Source organism: Ornithinicoccus sp. (genome assembly GCF_057176825.1).
The window spans coordinates 3,788,808-3,805,067 of sequence record NZ_CM169976.1; the positions used below are offsets into that span (position 1 = coordinate 3,788,808).

At 72.6% G+C, this 16,260-nt stretch carries 19 protein-coding genes; 9 read left to right on the top strand and 10 right to left on the bottom strand.

The features are described from left to right. Positions 1 to 3 precede the first annotated feature (3 nt). From AC1QRC_RS18900 to AC1QRC_RS18910, 3 genes are all read left to right on the top strand, one after another. A complete protein-coding gene (locus tag AC1QRC_RS18900; protein WP_484204757.1) occupies positions 4 to 708 on the top strand; it encodes an SDR family oxidoreductase in 705 nt (234 codons plus the stop codon). A gap of 1 nt (position 709) precedes the next feature. Continuing rightward, positions 710 to 1,768 (top strand): S-adenosylmethionine:tRNA ribosyltransferase-isomerase, encoded by a 1,059-nt coding sequence (locus tag AC1QRC_RS18905; protein ID WP_484204758.1) that lies wholly within the window; start codon positions 710 to 712, stop codon positions 1,766 to 1,768. A gap of 257 nt (positions 1,769 to 2,025) precedes the next feature. Beyond that, a complete protein-coding gene (locus AC1QRC_RS18910; RefSeq protein ID WP_484204759.1) occupies positions 2,026 to 2,256 on the top strand; it encodes a hypothetical protein in 231 nt (76 codons plus the stop codon). Between the two features lie 49 nt (positions 2,257 to 2,305). Here AC1QRC_RS18910 and AC1QRC_RS18915 read toward each other — a convergent pair whose 3' ends face one another. The 5 genes from AC1QRC_RS18915 to AC1QRC_RS18935 form a co-directional block, all read right to left on the bottom strand. Next, positions 2,306 to 2,971: an SRPBCC family protein gene (locus AC1QRC_RS18915; RefSeq protein WP_484204760.1), complete on the bottom strand. Its 666-nt coding sequence runs from the start codon at positions 2,969 to 2,971 to the stop codon at positions 2,306 to 2,308. After that, entirely contained in the window at positions 2,968 to 3,312 is a 345-nt protein-coding gene (locus tag AC1QRC_RS18920) for an ArsR/SmtB family transcription factor (protein WP_484204761.1), read from the bottom strand. Before AC1QRC_RS18920 ends, AC1QRC_RS18915 begins: the two co-directional genes overlap by 4 nt. A gap of 39 nt (positions 3,313 to 3,351) precedes the next feature. Beyond that, complete coding sequence (locus AC1QRC_RS18925) at positions 3,352 to 4,614, bottom strand: glycosyltransferase (RefSeq protein WP_484204762.1); 1,263 nt, start codon at positions 4,612 to 4,614, stop codon at positions 3,352 to 3,354. Positions 4,615 to 4,638: 24 nt separating this feature from the next. Next, positions 4,639 to 5,058 (bottom strand): DUF3592 domain-containing protein, encoded by a 420-nt coding sequence (locus AC1QRC_RS18930; protein WP_484204763.1) that lies wholly within the window; start codon positions 5,056 to 5,058, stop codon positions 4,639 to 4,641. Between the two features lie 66 nt (positions 5,059 to 5,124). Then, positions 5,125 to 6,339: a MalY/PatB family protein gene (locus tag AC1QRC_RS18935; protein ID WP_484204764.1), complete on the bottom strand. Its 1,215-nt coding sequence runs from the start codon at positions 6,337 to 6,339 to the stop codon at positions 5,125 to 5,127. An 82-nt stretch (positions 6,340 to 6,421) separates the two neighbouring features. On the opposite strand from AC1QRC_RS18935, the gene AC1QRC_RS18940 reads away from it, so the two are divergent. From AC1QRC_RS18940 to AC1QRC_RS18950, 3 genes are all read left to right on the top strand, one after another. Next, a complete protein-coding gene (locus AC1QRC_RS18940; protein ID WP_484204765.1) occupies positions 6,422 to 6,631 on the top strand; it encodes a hypothetical protein in 210 nt (69 codons plus the stop codon). Positions 6,632 to 6,678: 47 nt separating this feature from the next. Beyond that, positions 6,679 to 6,930: a hypothetical protein gene (locus tag AC1QRC_RS18945; RefSeq protein WP_484204766.1), complete on the top strand. Its 252-nt coding sequence runs from the start codon at positions 6,679 to 6,681 to the stop codon at positions 6,928 to 6,930. Between the two features lie 83 nt (positions 6,931 to 7,013). Beyond that, positions 7,014 to 7,787: a class I SAM-dependent methyltransferase gene (locus tag AC1QRC_RS18950; RefSeq protein ID WP_484204767.1), complete on the top strand. Its 774-nt coding sequence runs from the start codon at positions 7,014 to 7,016 to the stop codon at positions 7,785 to 7,787. Positions 7,788 to 8,796: 1,009 nt separating this feature from the next. On the opposite strand, the gene AC1QRC_RS18955 is transcribed toward AC1QRC_RS18950, so the two are convergent. The 3 genes from AC1QRC_RS18955 to srmL all read right to left on the bottom strand — a co-directional run bounded on the left by AC1QRC_RS18955 (position 8,797) and on the right by srmL (position 13,106). Next, a complete protein-coding gene (locus AC1QRC_RS18955) occupies positions 8,797 to 10,722 on the bottom strand; it encodes a BCCT family transporter (protein ID WP_484204768.1) in 1,926 nt (641 codons plus the stop codon). 249 nt (positions 10,723 to 10,971) lie between these two features. Beyond that, positions 10,972 to 11,919 carry an aminoglycoside phosphotransferase family protein gene (locus AC1QRC_RS18960; RefSeq protein ID WP_484204769.1) on the bottom strand — a complete coding sequence of 316 codons (948 nt, stop codon included), beginning with the start codon at positions 11,917 to 11,919 and terminating at the stop codon, positions 10,972 to 10,974. Between the two features lie 53 nt (positions 11,920 to 11,972). Beyond that, positions 11,973 to 13,106: a PheS-related mystery ligase SrmL gene (gene srmL / locus AC1QRC_RS18965; RefSeq protein WP_484204770.1), complete on the bottom strand. Its 1,134-nt coding sequence runs from the start codon at positions 13,104 to 13,106 to the stop codon at positions 11,973 to 11,975. Positions 13,107 to 13,325: 219 nt separating this feature from the next. Here srmL and AC1QRC_RS18970 point away from each other — a divergent pair, with 219 nt between their 5' ends. Together AC1QRC_RS18970 and AC1QRC_RS18975 are read left to right on the top strand one after the other, a co-directional pair. Next, positions 13,326 to 13,688: a VOC family protein gene (locus AC1QRC_RS18970; protein ID WP_484204771.1), complete on the top strand. Its 363-nt coding sequence runs from the start codon at positions 13,326 to 13,328 to the stop codon at positions 13,686 to 13,688. A 203-nt stretch (positions 13,689 to 13,891) separates the two neighbouring features. Then, a complete protein-coding gene (locus AC1QRC_RS18975) occupies positions 13,892 to 14,392 on the top strand; it encodes a hypothetical protein (RefSeq protein ID WP_484204772.1) in 501 nt (166 codons plus the stop codon). Between the two features lie 160 nt (positions 14,393 to 14,552). Here AC1QRC_RS18975 and AC1QRC_RS18980 read toward each other — a convergent pair whose 3' ends face one another. After that, positions 14,553 to 15,050 carry a flavodoxin family protein gene (locus AC1QRC_RS18980; protein ID WP_484204773.1) on the bottom strand — a complete coding sequence of 166 codons (498 nt, stop codon included), beginning with the start codon at positions 15,048 to 15,050 and terminating at the stop codon, positions 14,553 to 14,555. Between the two features lies 1 nt (position 15,051). Continuing rightward, positions 15,052 to 15,783 carry a class I SAM-dependent methyltransferase gene (locus AC1QRC_RS18985; RefSeq protein ID WP_484204774.1) on the bottom strand — a complete coding sequence of 244 codons (732 nt, stop codon included), beginning with the start codon at positions 15,781 to 15,783 and terminating at the stop codon, positions 15,052 to 15,054. 46 nt (positions 15,784 to 15,829) lie between these two features. On the opposite strand from AC1QRC_RS18985, the gene AC1QRC_RS18990 reads away from it, so the two are divergent. Next, entirely contained in the window at positions 15,830 to 16,222 is a 393-nt protein-coding gene (locus tag AC1QRC_RS18990) for a DUF2784 domain-containing protein (protein ID WP_484204775.1), read from the top strand. The last annotated feature ends 38 nt before the right edge of the window (positions 16,223 to 16,260 follow it).

Consider the following 16,260-nt stretch of genomic DNA (forward strand, 5'->3'; position numbering starts at 1 on the left):
ACCATGCCCACCGCCCTGATCACCGGAGGATCCGCAGGCCTCGGACTGGCCCTGACCCGATCCCTCGCCGCCGACGGCTGGACCGTCGTCACCGACGGCCGCGACACCGAGCGACTGACCTCGGCCACCGCACCCCTCGGGGAGCGGGTCGTCGCCGTCCCGGGCGACGTGGCCGACCCGGCCCACCGCTCCCAGCTCGTGGCGGAGGTGACCCGGCTGGGTCGGCTCGACCTGCTCGTGCACAACGCCAGCACGCTGGGCCCGCTCCCGCTGCGGCCCCTGGCGGAGCTGGAGCTGGAGCAGCTGCGCAGCGTTTGGACGACGAACGTCGGCGCACCGCTGGAGCTCACCCGCGCCCTCCTCCCCCGGTTGACCGCGGACGACGGGGTGCTGCTGACGCTGTCCTCCGACGCGGCCGTCGAGCACTACGAGGGGTGGGGCCCCTACGGCGCGTCCAAGTCCGCACTGGACCACCTCGTGCTGACCGTCGCCGCGGAAACCGGCGTGACGGCATACGCGATCGACCCCGGGGACATGCGCACCCGGATGCACCAGGACGCCTTCCCGGGCGAGGACATCTCCGACCGGCCGCTACCCGAGACGGTCGTCCCGCGCCTGCGGGCGCTGCTGGAGAGCCGGCCACCGTCGGGCCGCTACCGGGCCCGCGAGGTCGCCACCGACACCACCCCCACCGCGAAGGGAGCCTGACATGACGGCCCTCACCACCCGCCCCACGACCCGCTTCCGATCGCCGGGGGACGTGACCGCCCCGGCGCCCGCCGAGGCCCGCGGCCTGGCGCGCGACGAGGTGCGCCTCATGGTCGGGACCGCCGGGGGGATCACGCATACCCGGTTCCGCTCCCTCCCGGAGCACCTGCGGCCCGGCGACCTGGTGGTCGTCAACACCTCGGCGACAGTGGCTGCACAGGTCGACGGGCACCGGGCCGGCCGCGGCCCGGTCGTGGTGCACGCCGCAACGCCGCTGGACGACGACAGCTGGGTGATCGAGATCCGCACCGCACCCTCGGCCTCCGAGCCAGTGCTGGACGGCACCGCCGGCGAGGAGCTGACCGTGCACGGGACCACGCTGACCCTGCTGGCGCCCTACCCCCACGAGGGCTCCTCCCCCACCGGCGCGGGCAACCGGCTGTGGCGGGTCGCGGTCCACGGGGACCTGCCAGCAGTCCTGGAGCGGCACGGTCGGCCGATCGCCTACGGCTACCTGGACCGGGCCTACCCGTTGTCGGCCTACCAGAGCGTGTTCAGCCAGGTGCCCGGCAGCGCCGAGATGCCGTCGGCCGGACGGCCGTTCACCGACGCCCTGGTGACCCGGCTCATCCGGTCCGGCATCGGCGTCGCGCCGGTCACGCTGCATACGGGCGTCTCCTCCCAGGAGGTCGGCGAGGGACCGCAGGCCGAGCGATTCGCGGTGCCCGAGGCCACCGCGCGGCAGGTGAACAACACCCGGCTCACGGGAGGCCGTGTCGTCGCGGTGGGGACGACGGTCGCCCGCGCGCTGGAGTCGGCCGTGACCGGTGTCGGGCGGGTGGTCGCGGCGTCGGGGTGGACCGGGCGCATCATCAGCCCCGACGACCCGCCGCGGGTGGTCGACGGGCTGATCACCGGCTGGCACGACCCGGAGGCCTCCCACCTGCTGCTCGTGGAGTCCATCGCCGGTCCGGACCTGACCCAGCGGGCCTACGACGCCGCCGTGGAGCAGGGCTACCTGTGGCACGAGTTCGGCGACTCGGCGCTGTTGCTGCCCTGAATGGGCCTCCCGACCCGGGCGCAGCGGGGTCTACCGTGGGGTGATGGAGTCCGCGCCGAAGACCTACCGCCGGGGGCGCTGGCACCGGCTCGAGAACAGTCTCATGACCCGGCTCGCCGGCCTCGGCCTCATCCCCCACTCCAGGGTCCTGATCACCCGCGGACGCCGCACCGGAGCCACCCGGGAGAATCCCGATCACGATCGTCACCGTCGGGGGCCGGGAGTGGCTGGTCGCGCCGTACGGCGTGGTGCCCTGGGTGCTCAACGCCCGCGCCGCCGGCCGCGTGGAGGTGCGCCACGGGCGGCGGACCACCGCCTACGAGGTCACCGAGGTCGGGCCGGAGCAGGCCGGGCCGGTGCTCAAGGCCTACGTCCGCGTCGCCTCGGTGACCCGGCCCTACTTCGCCGCCGACAAGGACGACCCACCGGAGGCGTTCGCCGCCGAAGCCGACCGGCACCCGGTCTTCGCCCTCACCCCCGTCAGCTGAGCCGGGCGGCGGGGCGGCTCACGGCATACCGGCCCTGATCCTCCTGCCGTCAGACATCCTGCTGGGGAGCGGTCGGGTCCGGCTGGCCGGTGAAGAAGGCCGTGGTGCGGGCGGCAGCGGCCTCGGCAGCCTCGCGCGGCGTGCCGTCGGCGATGCTCGCCTCGCCCCAGAGCCGGCTGCAGTCGCTGACGTAGGCGATGCCCTCCGGCGACACCGCCCAGTCCTGGGCCTCCTGGGGGTCCAGGGCCGCGCCGGTCGCCAGGTGGGTCTCGAGCCCGTTCAGCGCCAGGTCCCAGCCCACGCCCGTGGCGCCCGGACCGAACTGGTCCCAGAACTCCTGCTGCTCAGGGCTGCCATCGAGGGGCGCCGTGTGCTCCAGCTCGAGGCGGGCGCCGCCACCGTCCGGCGCGACGCGCACCGCGATCCAGCTCACCTGCCCGTTGAACTCCCAGGTCGCGGAGAAGCGGGAGGGCGGCTCGCAGGTCTCGATGGTGCCGCCGGCGTTGCCCTCGAGCTGGTAGTGCCCGCCCACCTCGAGGTCTCCGCTGACGGGCAGGAACCAGCGCGGCAGCCGCTCGGCGTTGGTGACGGCGTCCCAGAGGTCCTCGGCCGTCGTGTCGTAGGTCTGACTGATCGTCTGCACCTTGGCAGTGCCGGCACCGTGGGGACGGGTGCTGAGGTCACGGGTGATGCGGTGCGGGTCGGGAGCGGTCATGGTCTCTCCTGGGTCTGTCGTCGGGCCCGCTTGCCGCGGGCGATCTCGGTCTCGAGGGCGGCCAGCTTCGGCTCCCAGAACCTGCGGAACGGGATGAGCCAGTCGTCCACCTCGTGCAGCGCGTCCGCTTCGACGGCGTAGATCCGGCGGGTTCCCTCGGCGCGGACCGTGGTGAACCCGGCCTCGCGCAGCACCCTCAGGTGCTGGGAGACCGCCGGCTGGCTGATGCCGAACTCGGCGCGGATCTCGCCGGCGACCTGGCCGGCCGGCGCCTCACCGTCGGCGAGGAGCTCCAGGATCCGGCGTCGCACCGGGTCGCCGAGGACATCGAACGCGTGCATCCGCCCATACTGAAGTGATTACTTATATAAGTCAAGACTTCATTTAGCGAGGAGACTGTCGGCGAGCTCCGCCGCGCGCGCGGCGCCGCCGGCCCCGTTGATCCGTGCCGCCAGCTGCCCCGCCCGCTCGCGATAGGCCGGATCGCCCAGCACCTCGCGGGCGCCGGTGCGCAGCCGTTCGGGTGTCGCGCGCCGCGGGGACAGCACGCGCCCCGCCCCGGCAGTGGCGACCCGGCGGGCGACGACGGGCTTGTCCTGCGCGTCGGGGACCAGGAGCGCGGGAACCCCATGGCTCAGCGCCGCGAGCACGGCCCCGTAGCCGCCGTTGCTCACGAACAGGTCGACCCGGGGGAACAGCAGGTCGTGGGGCACCCAGTCCGCGGCGATCACCCCCGGCGGGAGGGAGCCGGCCGTATGCCGACCGCCGACCACGATCTGTGCCTCACCGGCCAGCGCCTGCACCGTGCGGGAGACCAGGGAGTTGCTGTCCCGCCCGAGCGTCCCCTCGGTGACGTGCACGACCGGCCGGTCCCCCTCCAGCCGGTCCAGCCACGCGGGCTCCTCCCCGGGCGCGGCGCCCCGCACCCCCGCGGCCAGGTCCCCGACGAAGTGCACATGCCCCGGCTGGCGGGGCCGGGGCGGCTCGAGGTCCGGCACGCCCTGGGCCAGGACGAGTCGCGGCGAGAGCAGTCCGTGGAATCCGGGGGCTGCGGTGGCCGGCAGCCCGACCTCGCTGCGCATCCGGTTGTGCCACCGCCCGATCACCCGGTCCACGGTCTGCTCCAGGCCCGTCCGGAGCACCGTGTCGCGGGCCCGCCCCAGGGCTCCGCGACCGGCCGGGAACGGCAGGCCGGGGTGCGGCCCGCCGTCGGTGGAGAGCATGAGCAGGGACAGGGAGGCCGTGGCGAACGGGACGCCGAGCAGGTCCTGGGCCAGGACCGGGCCGTAGCAGGTGTTCTCCCCGATCATCGCGTCGAACGGGGTGTGCCGGTGCAGCTCGACCAGGTCGCGCGCCTGCCCGGCGCCGGTGCCGAAGAAGACGTCCCGGAAGCTGGCCAGGATGGCCCGTGGACCGTTGCCGTCACGGAGTGCGGGGAAGGCCTCCTCCAACCGGGAGTCGTCGAAGTCCGGGGCGTGGCGCCACGGGACGAACGTGGCCCCGGCGCCGGTGACCCGCTCCTCCTGCGTCGCGCCGGTGTGGAACAGCACCTCGTGACCGCGCTCCACGAGAGCACGCACCAGCCCGGTCAGCGGCACGACGTGGCCAGCGAAAGGCGTGGCGGCCACCAGGAACCTGGCCATCGCATCCTCCTATCGCGTCGGGGCTCAGAGCCGCGCGAAGGCGTTCGTCACGGCATACCCGAACACGCCGGCCACCAGCCCGAGGCCGATGATCACGGCCCCGATCACCACGAAGATCCGGCCGCTCTGGACCGTCGTCGCGATCACCGCCCGGCTCGGGTCGGCAGGGTCGTAGCGGACCGGCACCAGGGTGCCGGGGCGCGGCCCGAGGGAGGCGTACACCGAGGAGGTCCTGCGGTGCTCCACCCCGTGCTGGTCCTGCCACCGGAAGGTGGGGTAGCGGGCCGGCCACCCCTCGGTGCCACCGTCCCGGGTGATCACCTGGCCGGTGGTCATGGTCCAGCCACGGGTCATCCGGGTGCGCACCAGGCCGATGGTGATGAACAGCGCGCCCATCAGCACGAAACCGCCGGCGATGATCAGCGGCACGAATCGTGGGTCCATGGTTCCCCTCCGACTATCGGGCAGACCGGCACGGTAGCGCCGCTCATCCTCCCGCCTCAACCAGCCTCACCGTGCGGGACCGCGGGTGACGGTGCCCATCCGCTCGACCGCCTCCGTCAGGATCGCCTGCGACGTGGCGAAGTTGAGCCGGACCCGCCCGGCACCGCCGGTGCCGAACGCCGGCCCCGCGCTCAACGCGACCCGGCACTGCTCGAGGAACGCCGCCTGCGGGCCGGCGCTGACCGTGACCAGTCCCGGCTCGACCCCCGCGCCGTCGGGCAGCCCCAGCCCGCGACAGTCCAGCCAGGCCAGGAAGGTGGCCTGGGGCACGGCATACCGGACCTCGGGCAGGTGCTCGGCGAGCAGGTCGGCCAACAGCCGGCGGTTGCTGTCCAGGCCGGCGAGCAGCGCGTCGAGCCACGCGCCGCCCTCGGCGAAGGCGGTCGCGTGCGCCATCGCCGCGATGTGGCTGGGGCCGTGGCCGACGACCTCGGGGACCCGCTGGAGGTCCGCCGCGGCGTCCTCGCCGGCGACCGCGACGGCCGCCTTGAGCCCGGCCAGGTTCCACCCCTTGGAGGCGGACATCATGGAGAGCCCGAGCTCACCGCCGGGCACGCTCAGATAGGGGACGAACTGGGCCCCCTCGTGCACCAGCGGCGCGTGGATCTCGTCGACCACGACCCGCACGCCGTGCTCGTGGGCCAGCGCGGCGACGGCGGTGAGCTCCTCGCGGGTGTGCACGGTGCCGGTCGGGTTGTGCGGGTTGCACAGCAGGTAGGCCGCGCGCCGCCCGTCCTTGGTGGCCACGCCGAAGGCCTCCTCCAGGGCGGCCAGGTCGATCCGCAGATCCGGACCGAGCGGCGCCTCGACGACCCGCCGGTCCGTGTAGTCGGCGAAGGCGTAGAACGGCGGGTAGACCGGGCAGTTCACGACCACGGCGTCGCCCGGTCCGGTCACCAGCCGCAGCATCTCGACCACGCCGAGCATCACGTCGGGCATGATCGCCACCCGCCCGGCGGCCGGCCCCTCCCACCCCCACCGGCGACGGGAGAACTCGGCGATCGCCTCGGCATACGGTCGCGAGCTGGAGCAGTAACCGGTGTCACCGCGCTCCATCGCCTCCCGCACCACGCGCTGCACCGGCTCGGCCTGGAGGACGTCCATCTCCGCCACCCACAGCGGCAGGACGTCGTCGGGGTAGGCCCGCCACTTCATGCTGGTGCGGGTCCGCAGCTCGGCCAGGGTCAGCTGCTCCAGGGGGTTGGGCTGCTCGGCGTTCATGGACTCATCCTGGCCCAGCGATCTCCGGCCGGGCCAGGGCCCCCTTGGTAACGTCGATGCCGACAACGGACTGGAGGACCCGATGGCTGCGCTGTTTCGACGCAAGGAAGAATCGCCCGCCCCGGACAAGGCCGAGGTCGAGCGCGCCCGCTATGCGTATGTCGTGCGCACGGCCGAGGAGGACCGGCTCACCCAGGTGCATGTGGAGGCGGTGGCCCAGTTGGACGGGGTCGCACGACGGGCGTGGCTGGACGGCTTGGCAGGAGCCGGCGTCCCGGTGCCTGTCCGGTAGACGACCCGGCTGATGACGATCCGGCTGACGACGATCCGGCTGCGACGGTGGCCGCCGTCCTCCGCGGGCTGGCCGACGACCGCCGCCCGCTCGTGGAGGCCGCCACGGAGGACCTCATCGCCGCGGTGGGCAGGGCGCGCTCGGTCTCGACGGCGTACGAGGGGTTCCTGGACTCCCCGGAGGCAGCCGGGCTGAACCTCGAGGCCGGGGCCACCGGCTCGGGCCACCGGGACGCCGCGTACTACTCCTCCGCCGGCAACTTCGGCAGCCGGCACACGCCCAAGCCCCACGGCGACTGACGGCATACGGCAAGCCACGGCATACGGAAGGTCCGGCGGAAAACTGCTGGACCTGGGACGCGTCCCCGGGGCAGGGTCGGCGCATGACGGACGTGCACCAGTTCAGCCAGGACCAGTTGTGGGACGAGACGGCGGCCCGGGGCTACGACACCCCCGGCACCGGCATGTTCGCCCCGGAAGTGCTCGGCCCGGCCGTGGACCGGCTGGCGGAGCTCGCGGCCGACGGGTCGGCCCTGGAGTTCGCCGTCGGCACCGGTCGCGTCGCGGTCCCGCTGGTCGAGCGCGGGGTCCCGGTCACCGGCATCGAACTGTCCGAGCCCATGGTGCGGGAGTTGCGTGCCAAGGTCGACGAGGCCGCACTCCCCGTCGTCGTCGGCGACATGGCGACCACCCGGGTCGCGGGTGAGTTCTCGCTCGTCTTCCTGGTCTTCAACACGATCGCGAACCTGCTGACCCAGGACGAGCAGGTGGCCTGCTTCCGCAACGCCGCCGCCCACCTGCGCCCGGGTGGACGCTTCGTCGTCGAGCTGTGGGTGCCCGCGCTGCGTGCCCTGCCGCCCGGCAAGGGTGCCGTGGTCGAGGCCGTCGGGGACGGCTACCTGCTCGTCGACACCTACGACGTGCTGCACCAGCACGTCGTTTCCCACCACGTTCGGTTCGGCGCGGCCCGGGAGGCCCGGCTGTCCCGGACGCCGCACCGCTACGTCTGGCCGGCCGAGCTGGACCTGATGGCCCGGCTCGCCGGTTTCGAGCTGGAGTCCCGGCACGCCGACTGGGCCGGCACCGCGTTCTCCGCCGACTCCCCCTCGCACGTCTCCGTCTATCGCCTCGCCGCCGACCGGCCGAGCGGTGTCTAGGGACGCCTGAGACACGGGTGTCTACCCACACGTGAGACACGGGCGATTACCCGGCCTGACCTGCGATGTCTCCGCTACGAGGACACCTCGCTGGGCAGCCAGGTCCGGGCGCGAGGGGCACGCCCGGACGCCCCACCGGACGACCCGCGACTCGTGTGGAGGATGAAGGGGCCTATGACCCCCTCCAAGTGACACGCGAGATCCGACGCCTCCCCGCCGCGCACAACACCACGGACCCGACCACATCTCGGGCGTCCTGACCTGCGATGTCCTCGCTGCGAGGACACCCCGGCCGACGTGCGATGTCCCCGTACCGAGGACACCGGGCATGTCTAGGCACAGTTGAGACAGGGTTGCTACCCGGCCTGACCTGCGATGTCCTCGCTACGAGGACACCCCGGCCGGGCCGCCAGGTCCGGCCGCGAGGGCGCACGCCCGGACGCCCCACCGGACGGCCGGCGTCTCGTGTGGAGGATGAAGGGGCCTATGACCCCCTCCAAGTGACACGCGAGATCCGACGCCTCCCCGCCGCGCACAACACCACGGACCCGACCACATCTCGGGCGTCCTGACCTGCGATGTCCTCGCTGCGAGGACACCCCGGCCGACGTGCGATGTCTCCGCTACGAGGACACCTCGCTGGGCAGCCAGGTCCGGGCGCGAGGGGCACGCCCGGACGCCCCACCGGACGACCCGCGACTCGTGTGGAGGATGAAGGGGCCTATGACCCCCTCCAAGTGACACGCGAGATCCGACGCCTCCCCCGACCCGCACTCACCGGACCAGGCCACCGCAGCAGTCCACCGAACAGGCCCGCTGACCTGCGATGTCCTCGTATCGAGGACACCTGCGGGCCGACGTGCGAGGTCCCCGTGGCCAAGTTGCACCGAATGGACCAGGTATTGCCGGAATCTGTCGCGACTTCGCGAAGAAGCGGTCCAGTCGGCGGCAGGGTCCGGCGGAGGCGGGTGCTGTCGGAATCCGACATGAATCTGCGACCCGCCGGGTCCTACATCTCCTGGTTGACCTTCTCCTGCGAGCTCTCGAACTCCGGCGAATCAAACACCTCACCGGCCAACGGGTCGTGGGTGTCCTGCACCTGCAGGTCGCCGGTGCCCTGGTCGACCCGAACGTGCCCGGGGCTGAGCGTCCGGTAGTGGATGATCGGCGTGTCCTCGCCCCTGCCGCCAGTCGGCTCGCCCCGCTCAAAGCCTCCGAGGGTCGTCGAGAGGCTGCGTAGCCCGCTCAACGGGCCCCGCCGGGCGCCCGGCTGCGGGGCTCCGTCCTCCTGGTCGGCTCCCGGCTTGGGCAGGACCTGGAGGTAGTTGGGCATCGTGGCGACTTCATGCCGGAACGCCTTGAGCAGCGAGACGCAGGCCAGCACCAGGATCACCGAGAACGGCGCGGCCGTGGAAATGGACAGGGTCTGTAGCGCGGTCAGTGCCACGCTGCCACCGACGACGAGCAGGGCCCCCGCGGCCACCCCTTCCAGGACGGACCAATAGATCCGGCTGGCCACCGGGGTTTCCACCGCACCGCCCGAGGCAAGCATGTCGATCACCAGCGACCCCGAGTCCGAGGAGGTGACGAAGAAGAAGACGATGACGATCATCGCCACGACGCTGAGCACGGTGGTCAGCCCGCCGGGCAGCGACTCCAGGAACTGGAACAGGGCCGTGTTGCTGTCGACGGTCGGCGCGCCGGTCTCGGGATCGGTCCCCGTCAAGCTCCCGTCTTGCTGTTGCAAGCGGATCGCCGAGCTGCCGAAGATGGTGAACCACAGCAGGCTGACCACGGTGGGCGCGAGCAGCACACCCACCACGAACTCCCGGATCGTCCGGCCGCGGGAGATACGGGCGATGAACATCCCCACGAAGGGTGCCCAGCTGGTCCACCAGCCCCAGTACGCGATTGTCCAGGCCCCCTCCCAGCCGTCCCCGGTCATGGACCCGACGTGCCACATCGTGTCGGGGAGCTGGCTCAGGTAGCTACCGGCGTTCTCCGGGAACGCCTTCATCAGGAAGATCGTGGGACCCAGGAGGAAGACGCAGAGCGCCAGGACGGCGGCGATCGTCATGTTGAAGTTCGACAGCCACTTCAGGCCCTTGTGGACACCGGAGACGACCGACCACACGGCGATCGCGGTGATCGCCGCGATGAGGCCGATGATCAGCAGGGACGAACGCTCGGCCCAGCCGAGGAACTCCAGGCCACCGAGGATCTGGCTGACCCCGAAGCCGAACGAGGTGGCGACTCCGAACAGGGTCCCGACGATGGCGATCGTGTCGATCGTGTGCCCGATCCAGCCCTCGACCCGCTTGCGACCGAGGAGCGGCTCCAGCAACCAGCGCACCGCCAGCGGACGGCCGCGCCGGAAGGTCATGTAGGCCAGACCCAGCCCCACGACGGCGTAGATGGCCCACGGGTGCAGGCCCCACTGGAGCATCATCAGACCCACGGAATCCTGGGCGGCCGACAGCGACTCGGCCTCGTTGCCGAAGGCCTCCGGCGGGATCACGTAGTAGGACAGCGGCTCGGCCACGCCGAAGAACACCAGCCCGATGCCCATACCGGCGCTGAACAGCATCAGGAACCAGGAGACCAGACCGAACTCGGGCCGCTCGTCGTCACGGCCGAGCCGGATCCGCCCGATCCGGGAGGTCGCGCAGAAGAAGGTGAAGAAGAGGAAGATGTTGACGGCGATCACATACCACCAGCCGACCCCGTCGGTGATCCACCCGTTGAGTTGGGTCATGCCCTCCTCAAGGGCATCGCCGGCCGTGCGGCTGAAGATGATCGTCGCGGCGATCAATCCGAAGATCGCCACCGATGCCGGGATGAACACCGGCTTCAGCATCACGGAGCCGGTGCGCTCCGGTGGGCCGCCGGATGCCGGTGACTCCGTGTGCGTGGCGGGTGGGGGCGTCGAGGACATGCGCGTGCCAACTTTTCCGCAGGGTCGTGGATCGGCGAACAGCGGGCCAGCCGATCACCGGGGACCGCCGACCGCGGGCTCGGGGGTGGTGTCACCTCCTTGGTGCCAGGTCATCGCTAGGCGCGCAGTCATCCTGCCACAGACGGGGACCCTGCGGCCGGGGCCAGCCCTCCGCATACATCCTGGTGACCGCCTCGATCAGGTCGGCGGGCCGGGGGGACCGGCATCATCCTCGCCATCGCGCCCCGGTCAGCACGCTGCGTCGGCCAGGACCTCGGTCAGCCGGCGCCGACCAAAGGCGACGAACGCCGGGTGGGTGTCCCAGTAGTAGGAGATCCCGTCGACTGCGAGCGCCAGCGTCCAGGCGCGCGCCCGCAGCCAGGTCGCGTGATCGACCCCGAGCGCGACCCGGTAGGTCTCCCGGGCCTGCGGCGACACCATGGCCCAGGGGGCCGCGGCGTCGATCGTGGGGTCGCCGAGCGAGAGCCCCCCGAAGTCCACGACGGCACTGAGGCGCCCGTCGCGCAGCAGCAGATTGAACGGGATCAGGTCCGTGTGCACCCAGCAGGGAGGACGCTCCGCGGCCGGGAGCTCGAGGGCGTCCTCCCACAACGATGCAGCACGGTCCAGGTCGTCGCCAACCCCGAGCCGGCGACACGCGACGAGCCCCTCCTGCACCAGGTGGTCCACCGCCGACAGCGGACCGGCCCGGAACCATCCCGGGCGCCGATCGACCGGGACGTCCGGGACGGGGACCTCCTGCAGCGCCAGAACAAACTCCGCCAGATCCCGGACGAACCGGTCCTCATCCTCCGGCGGCGCCTCCGAGGCATCACGTCCCGGCAGCCAGCGGTACACCGCCCACGGCCACGGGAAACCCTGCGCCGGCACCCCGACCGCCACGGGCTCCGGCACGGGCAGCGGCAATCGGGTCGCCAGGGTGGGGAGCCAGTCGACCTCCGCGGCGATCGTCGTCACCGAGCTGGCCCGGCGGGGCAGCCTGACGACGAGGTCGTCGCCGAGGCGGTACAGGACATGCGCTGAGCCGGCCGACCGCAGCCGCCGCAGCGGCTCGGCCCGCCAGCGCGGGAACTGCGTGTCGACCAGCCGGCGCACCGTCGACGGACCGGCCACCAGTTCGTCGGCATGCAGCACCGGCTCCTCCACGGAGCCCGAGGCGATCTCGCCCACACCCATCGTCCCAGCCTAGACGGCGAGCTCCGCGGAGCCGGCCACGTCCCGGGGTGTGCTCAGGCCAACTCGGCGTGCGGCCCTCGGTGCAGCGCGAGATACACCGCGTTGCGCAGCTCGTTGGCCTCGAGGTCGGTGAGGGTGCGCTGCAACGGTCGGAGCGTCAGGCGCACCAGGGCGTTCTGCTGACCCGGCCGTATGCCGAGGCGCACGCGGGCGCGGTCGGGCAGCTCGGCATACGGGGTCCGGGCGAGCACCTCGACCGACTCGACATCCTCCAGCCGCTCGCGGAGTGCGGCGCGGACGGTGTCGCCGACCGTCTCGTCGTCCATCCCGTCGTCGAGCACCACGGACAGGTCCCGGGTGATCGGCGGGAGGGCCGAGACGGGGCGCCACGGCGCGAGGTCCTGCAGCTGGGCCACAACCCTGGGCTCGGCAGCCCGCAAGTAGCGGATGTCCGGGATCCCCTTGCGCAGCATCAGCGCCCGTTCCAGGCCCATCCCCAGCGCCAGACCCGACCACCGGTCGGGGTCGAGCCCGGCGCCGGCCAGCACCTCGGGATGGATCAGGCCGCACTCGGCGAGCTCCAGCCACTGCCCGTCGTGCCGCACGTCGAGTTGCCGCCCACCGACGGTGTAGGCGTGCCGGGCCGGCACCGACCGCCACCGGGCGCCCGGCAGCACGGCCCCGACGAGCAGCGCCAGCATCTCCTCGAGGTCCGCGGGCCCCGTGTCGGGCACCGACCGCACCCGCCAGAGGTCGACCTGGTGCGGCTCGCCGACGTGGGTGCGGTCGACGACGTCGCGGCGATAGACCAGCCCCGGCACGACCACGAGCTCGTCCACCGGCGCGCCCCGGTCGGCGTAGGACTCCAGGGCCGTGGGCAGCTCGGCACTGGTGTGGCTGCGCAGCATGGTGGTGGGGCTGACATAGCGGGTGTAGCGCGCCTCGCGGGTGACGTCGGTGGGGTCGTAGCCGAGGCGGTCGTAGTTGTCCCGGACCGCCACCACGGGTGGGGTGCGGACGGTCCGGACGGTGCTCCCCCACGCCGTGCCCAGCGCGGCGACGACGTCGTCGAGCAGGACCTGTATGCCGTGCCGCCCCTGTGCGGGATCGCTGAGGTCACGCAGGGTCAGGGCGTGATGCAGTTCGTCGGGGGTCAGGTAGGGGGTGGTGCGTTCGCGGGTAGTCATGGCGTGCTCCTGGTGTCGCGGTCGGGTCGGGTGGTGGTGTCACCCCCGGCCGGCGACGGCGGGAACCGCTACGCGCCTGCGCGCAGGATCAGGTGCCCGCGGCCGAAACCCGGCCGGGGGCACTGAAATCGCTGCTGCGTGCTCATCGTCTCAGGCTAGCGCACCGACGCGGGTGGCCGCTGGCGCGCGGATGTCGGTGCCCGGTGCCACGCTGAAGGAATGAAGGTCACGCAGCAGATCATCGTGTTCGACGCCGCCGACCTCGACGCGGAGAGTTCGTTCTGGGCCGGCGTCCTGGGCGGCACCGTGGACCGGGACGACGACTGGCACACCGTCGGGGTCGACGGGACCGCCAGGATCGGCATCCAGCTCGCCCCCGGGCACGTCCCGCCGCAGTGGCCCGACGGCGAGCCGCAGCAGGTCCACCTGGACCTCTACATCGAGGACCTCGCGGCCGCCGACGAGGAGGTCCGCGCCCTGGGTGCTCAGCTGCTCCGGCCGGCTCCCGACCCGGCCGCGACCCAGGGGTTCCAGGTGTATGCCGATCCCGCGGGCCATCCGTTCTGTCTCTGCTGGGGCTGAACCCCCCCCCGGATGTCGGGTCAACGGCGTTGACATCTGGCACGACGGGCGTCTCGTGGCCGGTCGGAAAACGTTGCCGTTCGGGATCGTTCGGGACTCTCCCGCCGACCGGGGCGGCGCCCCCAGAGTGGTCACTGCGCGGCCACCGGGGTCGCGGCGCCCGGTCGAGGACGACGGGCGAGGCACGGCACAGGAGACGCAACATGAAGGCATGGACACGGGCGGCCGCGGCGGTCACCATGGCGGGCGGGATGATGTTCGCCACCGCGGGCGGGGCACTGGCCCAGGGCGGGGACAACGAGCACTGCGTCAGCGACCAGGCCGTCGGCGAATCGGTCATCGGACCGATCACCGACATCGCCCCCACCGAGCACGCCACCGTCGAGAACATCTACAACGGCTCGCTGTCGCACTGGAAGGACGGCGCCCGGATCACCGCGCTGCACCCCGACCAGGGCATCCGGGAGGTCTGGGAGGAGCGCTGGCACACGCTACCGTCCGGGGGAACCTCTTCCTACCACCAGCTCGTGAAGTGCGAGGAGATCGAGCCCCCGGCGCCCTCGGGTGGCGGCTCGGCCGGCGCCGACCTGATCCGGTCCGGCTTCGGGTCCGGAGCCGGGTGGGTCGCCTACGTCGTCGTCAACGGCACCGTCACGGTCGGCGACCCCGACCCGGTGGAACCGCCGCCCTCCGAAGAGCCCTGACCTGAACTGAACTGACCTGCCGCCAGGGGCGGGGCGCGCCGGGCGCCCCGTGGGCGCAGGGGGCGAAGAGGCGCCCGTCCCGCAGCGATCGGGGCGGGCGCCTCGGGCTGTCATGCGGCCGCCAGCCGACGGCCCTCCGGAGCACAGGCCCCGGACGCCCTCAGTCGTCGGGCATCACGGTGGCGGCCAGCACCGCACCGAGCTCCCTGCACGTGGCGAGTGCTGCCGGGTCCGGCTGGCCCGTCACCTCAAGGGGCGGGGCGACGGCCTCCCACCCGAGGGCCGAGGCGATGGCGCCGATCGCCCGGACGGCGCCCTCCAGCCCCTCGTTGCCGTGGACGTACACGGCATACGGCCGGCCCCGGGTGGCGTCCAGACAGGGGTAGTAGATCTGGTCGAAGAAGTGCTTCAACGCCCCGGACATGTAGCCGATGTTGGCCGGTGTGCCCAACAGGTAGGCGTCGGCCTCCAGGACATCCACCGGCGAGGCGGTCAGGGCCGGACGGACCACGACGTCGACCCCCTCGATCTCCTCGTCGCGCGCCCCACTCAACGCCGCCTCGAGCAGCGCCTGCATCCCCGGTGACGGGGTGTGGTGCACGACGAGCAGCCGCCGCCGGGCGGGGTCGCGGTCTCCCAGGGGCACGTCGTCGACCATGTCAGCCCTCCCGGCGGGCCCGGACCAGCCAGCCCCGTCCGCGCGCGTAGGGCAGGTCCCCCACGCGGACCTCCTCGAAGCCGCAGCGGGCCAGCGAGGACTCCAGCTCCTCCCGGCCACGGAACCGCAACGTCGAGGTCGACACGATGTCCCGCCCGTCCGGGAAGACGTTGTGCGCGTCGAAGGTCACCAGCAGCGGGTCCTCCGAGACGTCGGTGACCTCGTACCACTCGGTCAGGGGCCCGAGCCCCGGCACCTCGGTCGTGGACCGGGAGGTCTCCGGGGTCCAGGACTCCCACGTGCGCGCCTGCGGCACCCGGGTCTCGAAGGCCAGCAGCCCGCCCGGACGCAGCGCGGCCCGGATCCCCCGCAGGGTGGCCTCCCAGTCGTCGTCGGTGAGGAAGACCTGGGCCACGTTGGCGGTCATCGTGGCCAGGTCGACCTGCAGGGGCGGCAGCGCGGTCGCGTCCCCGTGGATCCAGCTGACCTGGTCGGCGCCGGGCTTGCCGCGCGCCACGTCGAGGCTGGCCCCGGCCGGGTCGACACCGGTCACCGTGACGCCCCGCTGCGCCAGCAGCAGGGCCAGCACGCCGGTGCCGCAGCCGACGTCCAGGACCGACCGGGCGCCGACCTCCTCAGCGACCGCAAGGTAGGTGTCCAGGTCGCTGCGGTCCGGGTCGAGGATGTCGTAGAGGGCCGCCAGGGCAGGGTCGTCGAACACGGCATCGGGCATAACCTCAGGTTAAAGGGTCGCCCGCCGCGCTCAGTAGGCTTGACCCGTGCCCGCCACCCCCGTCCCACCGACCGCGACGCCGCGCACCACCCGCCTGGCGCACCGCACGTTCGCCGTGGCGACGATGCTGGCGCACTTCGGCTTCGTGGCGCTGGTGCTCTTCGGCGGCTACCTGGCGTGGTGGCAGCCCTGGGTGCTCTGGGCGCACCTGCCGGCCCTGGCGTGGGCCGTCGCCGGGCAGGTGCGCAACCTGGAGTGCCCGCTCACCGCGCTGGAGAACCATGCCCGCGTGCGCGGCGGCTGGTCCACGCTGACGGAGACCGGGTTCATCGACCACTACCTCACCGGGGTGCTCTACCCGGCGTCCTGGAAGCCGGCCCTGACGTGGGCACTGGCGGCCATCGTGCTCCCGTCCTGGATCGGGCTCGCCCTGCGCTGACGGCTCGCCCTACGCCGACGGCGCGGCCTGCGGGGACG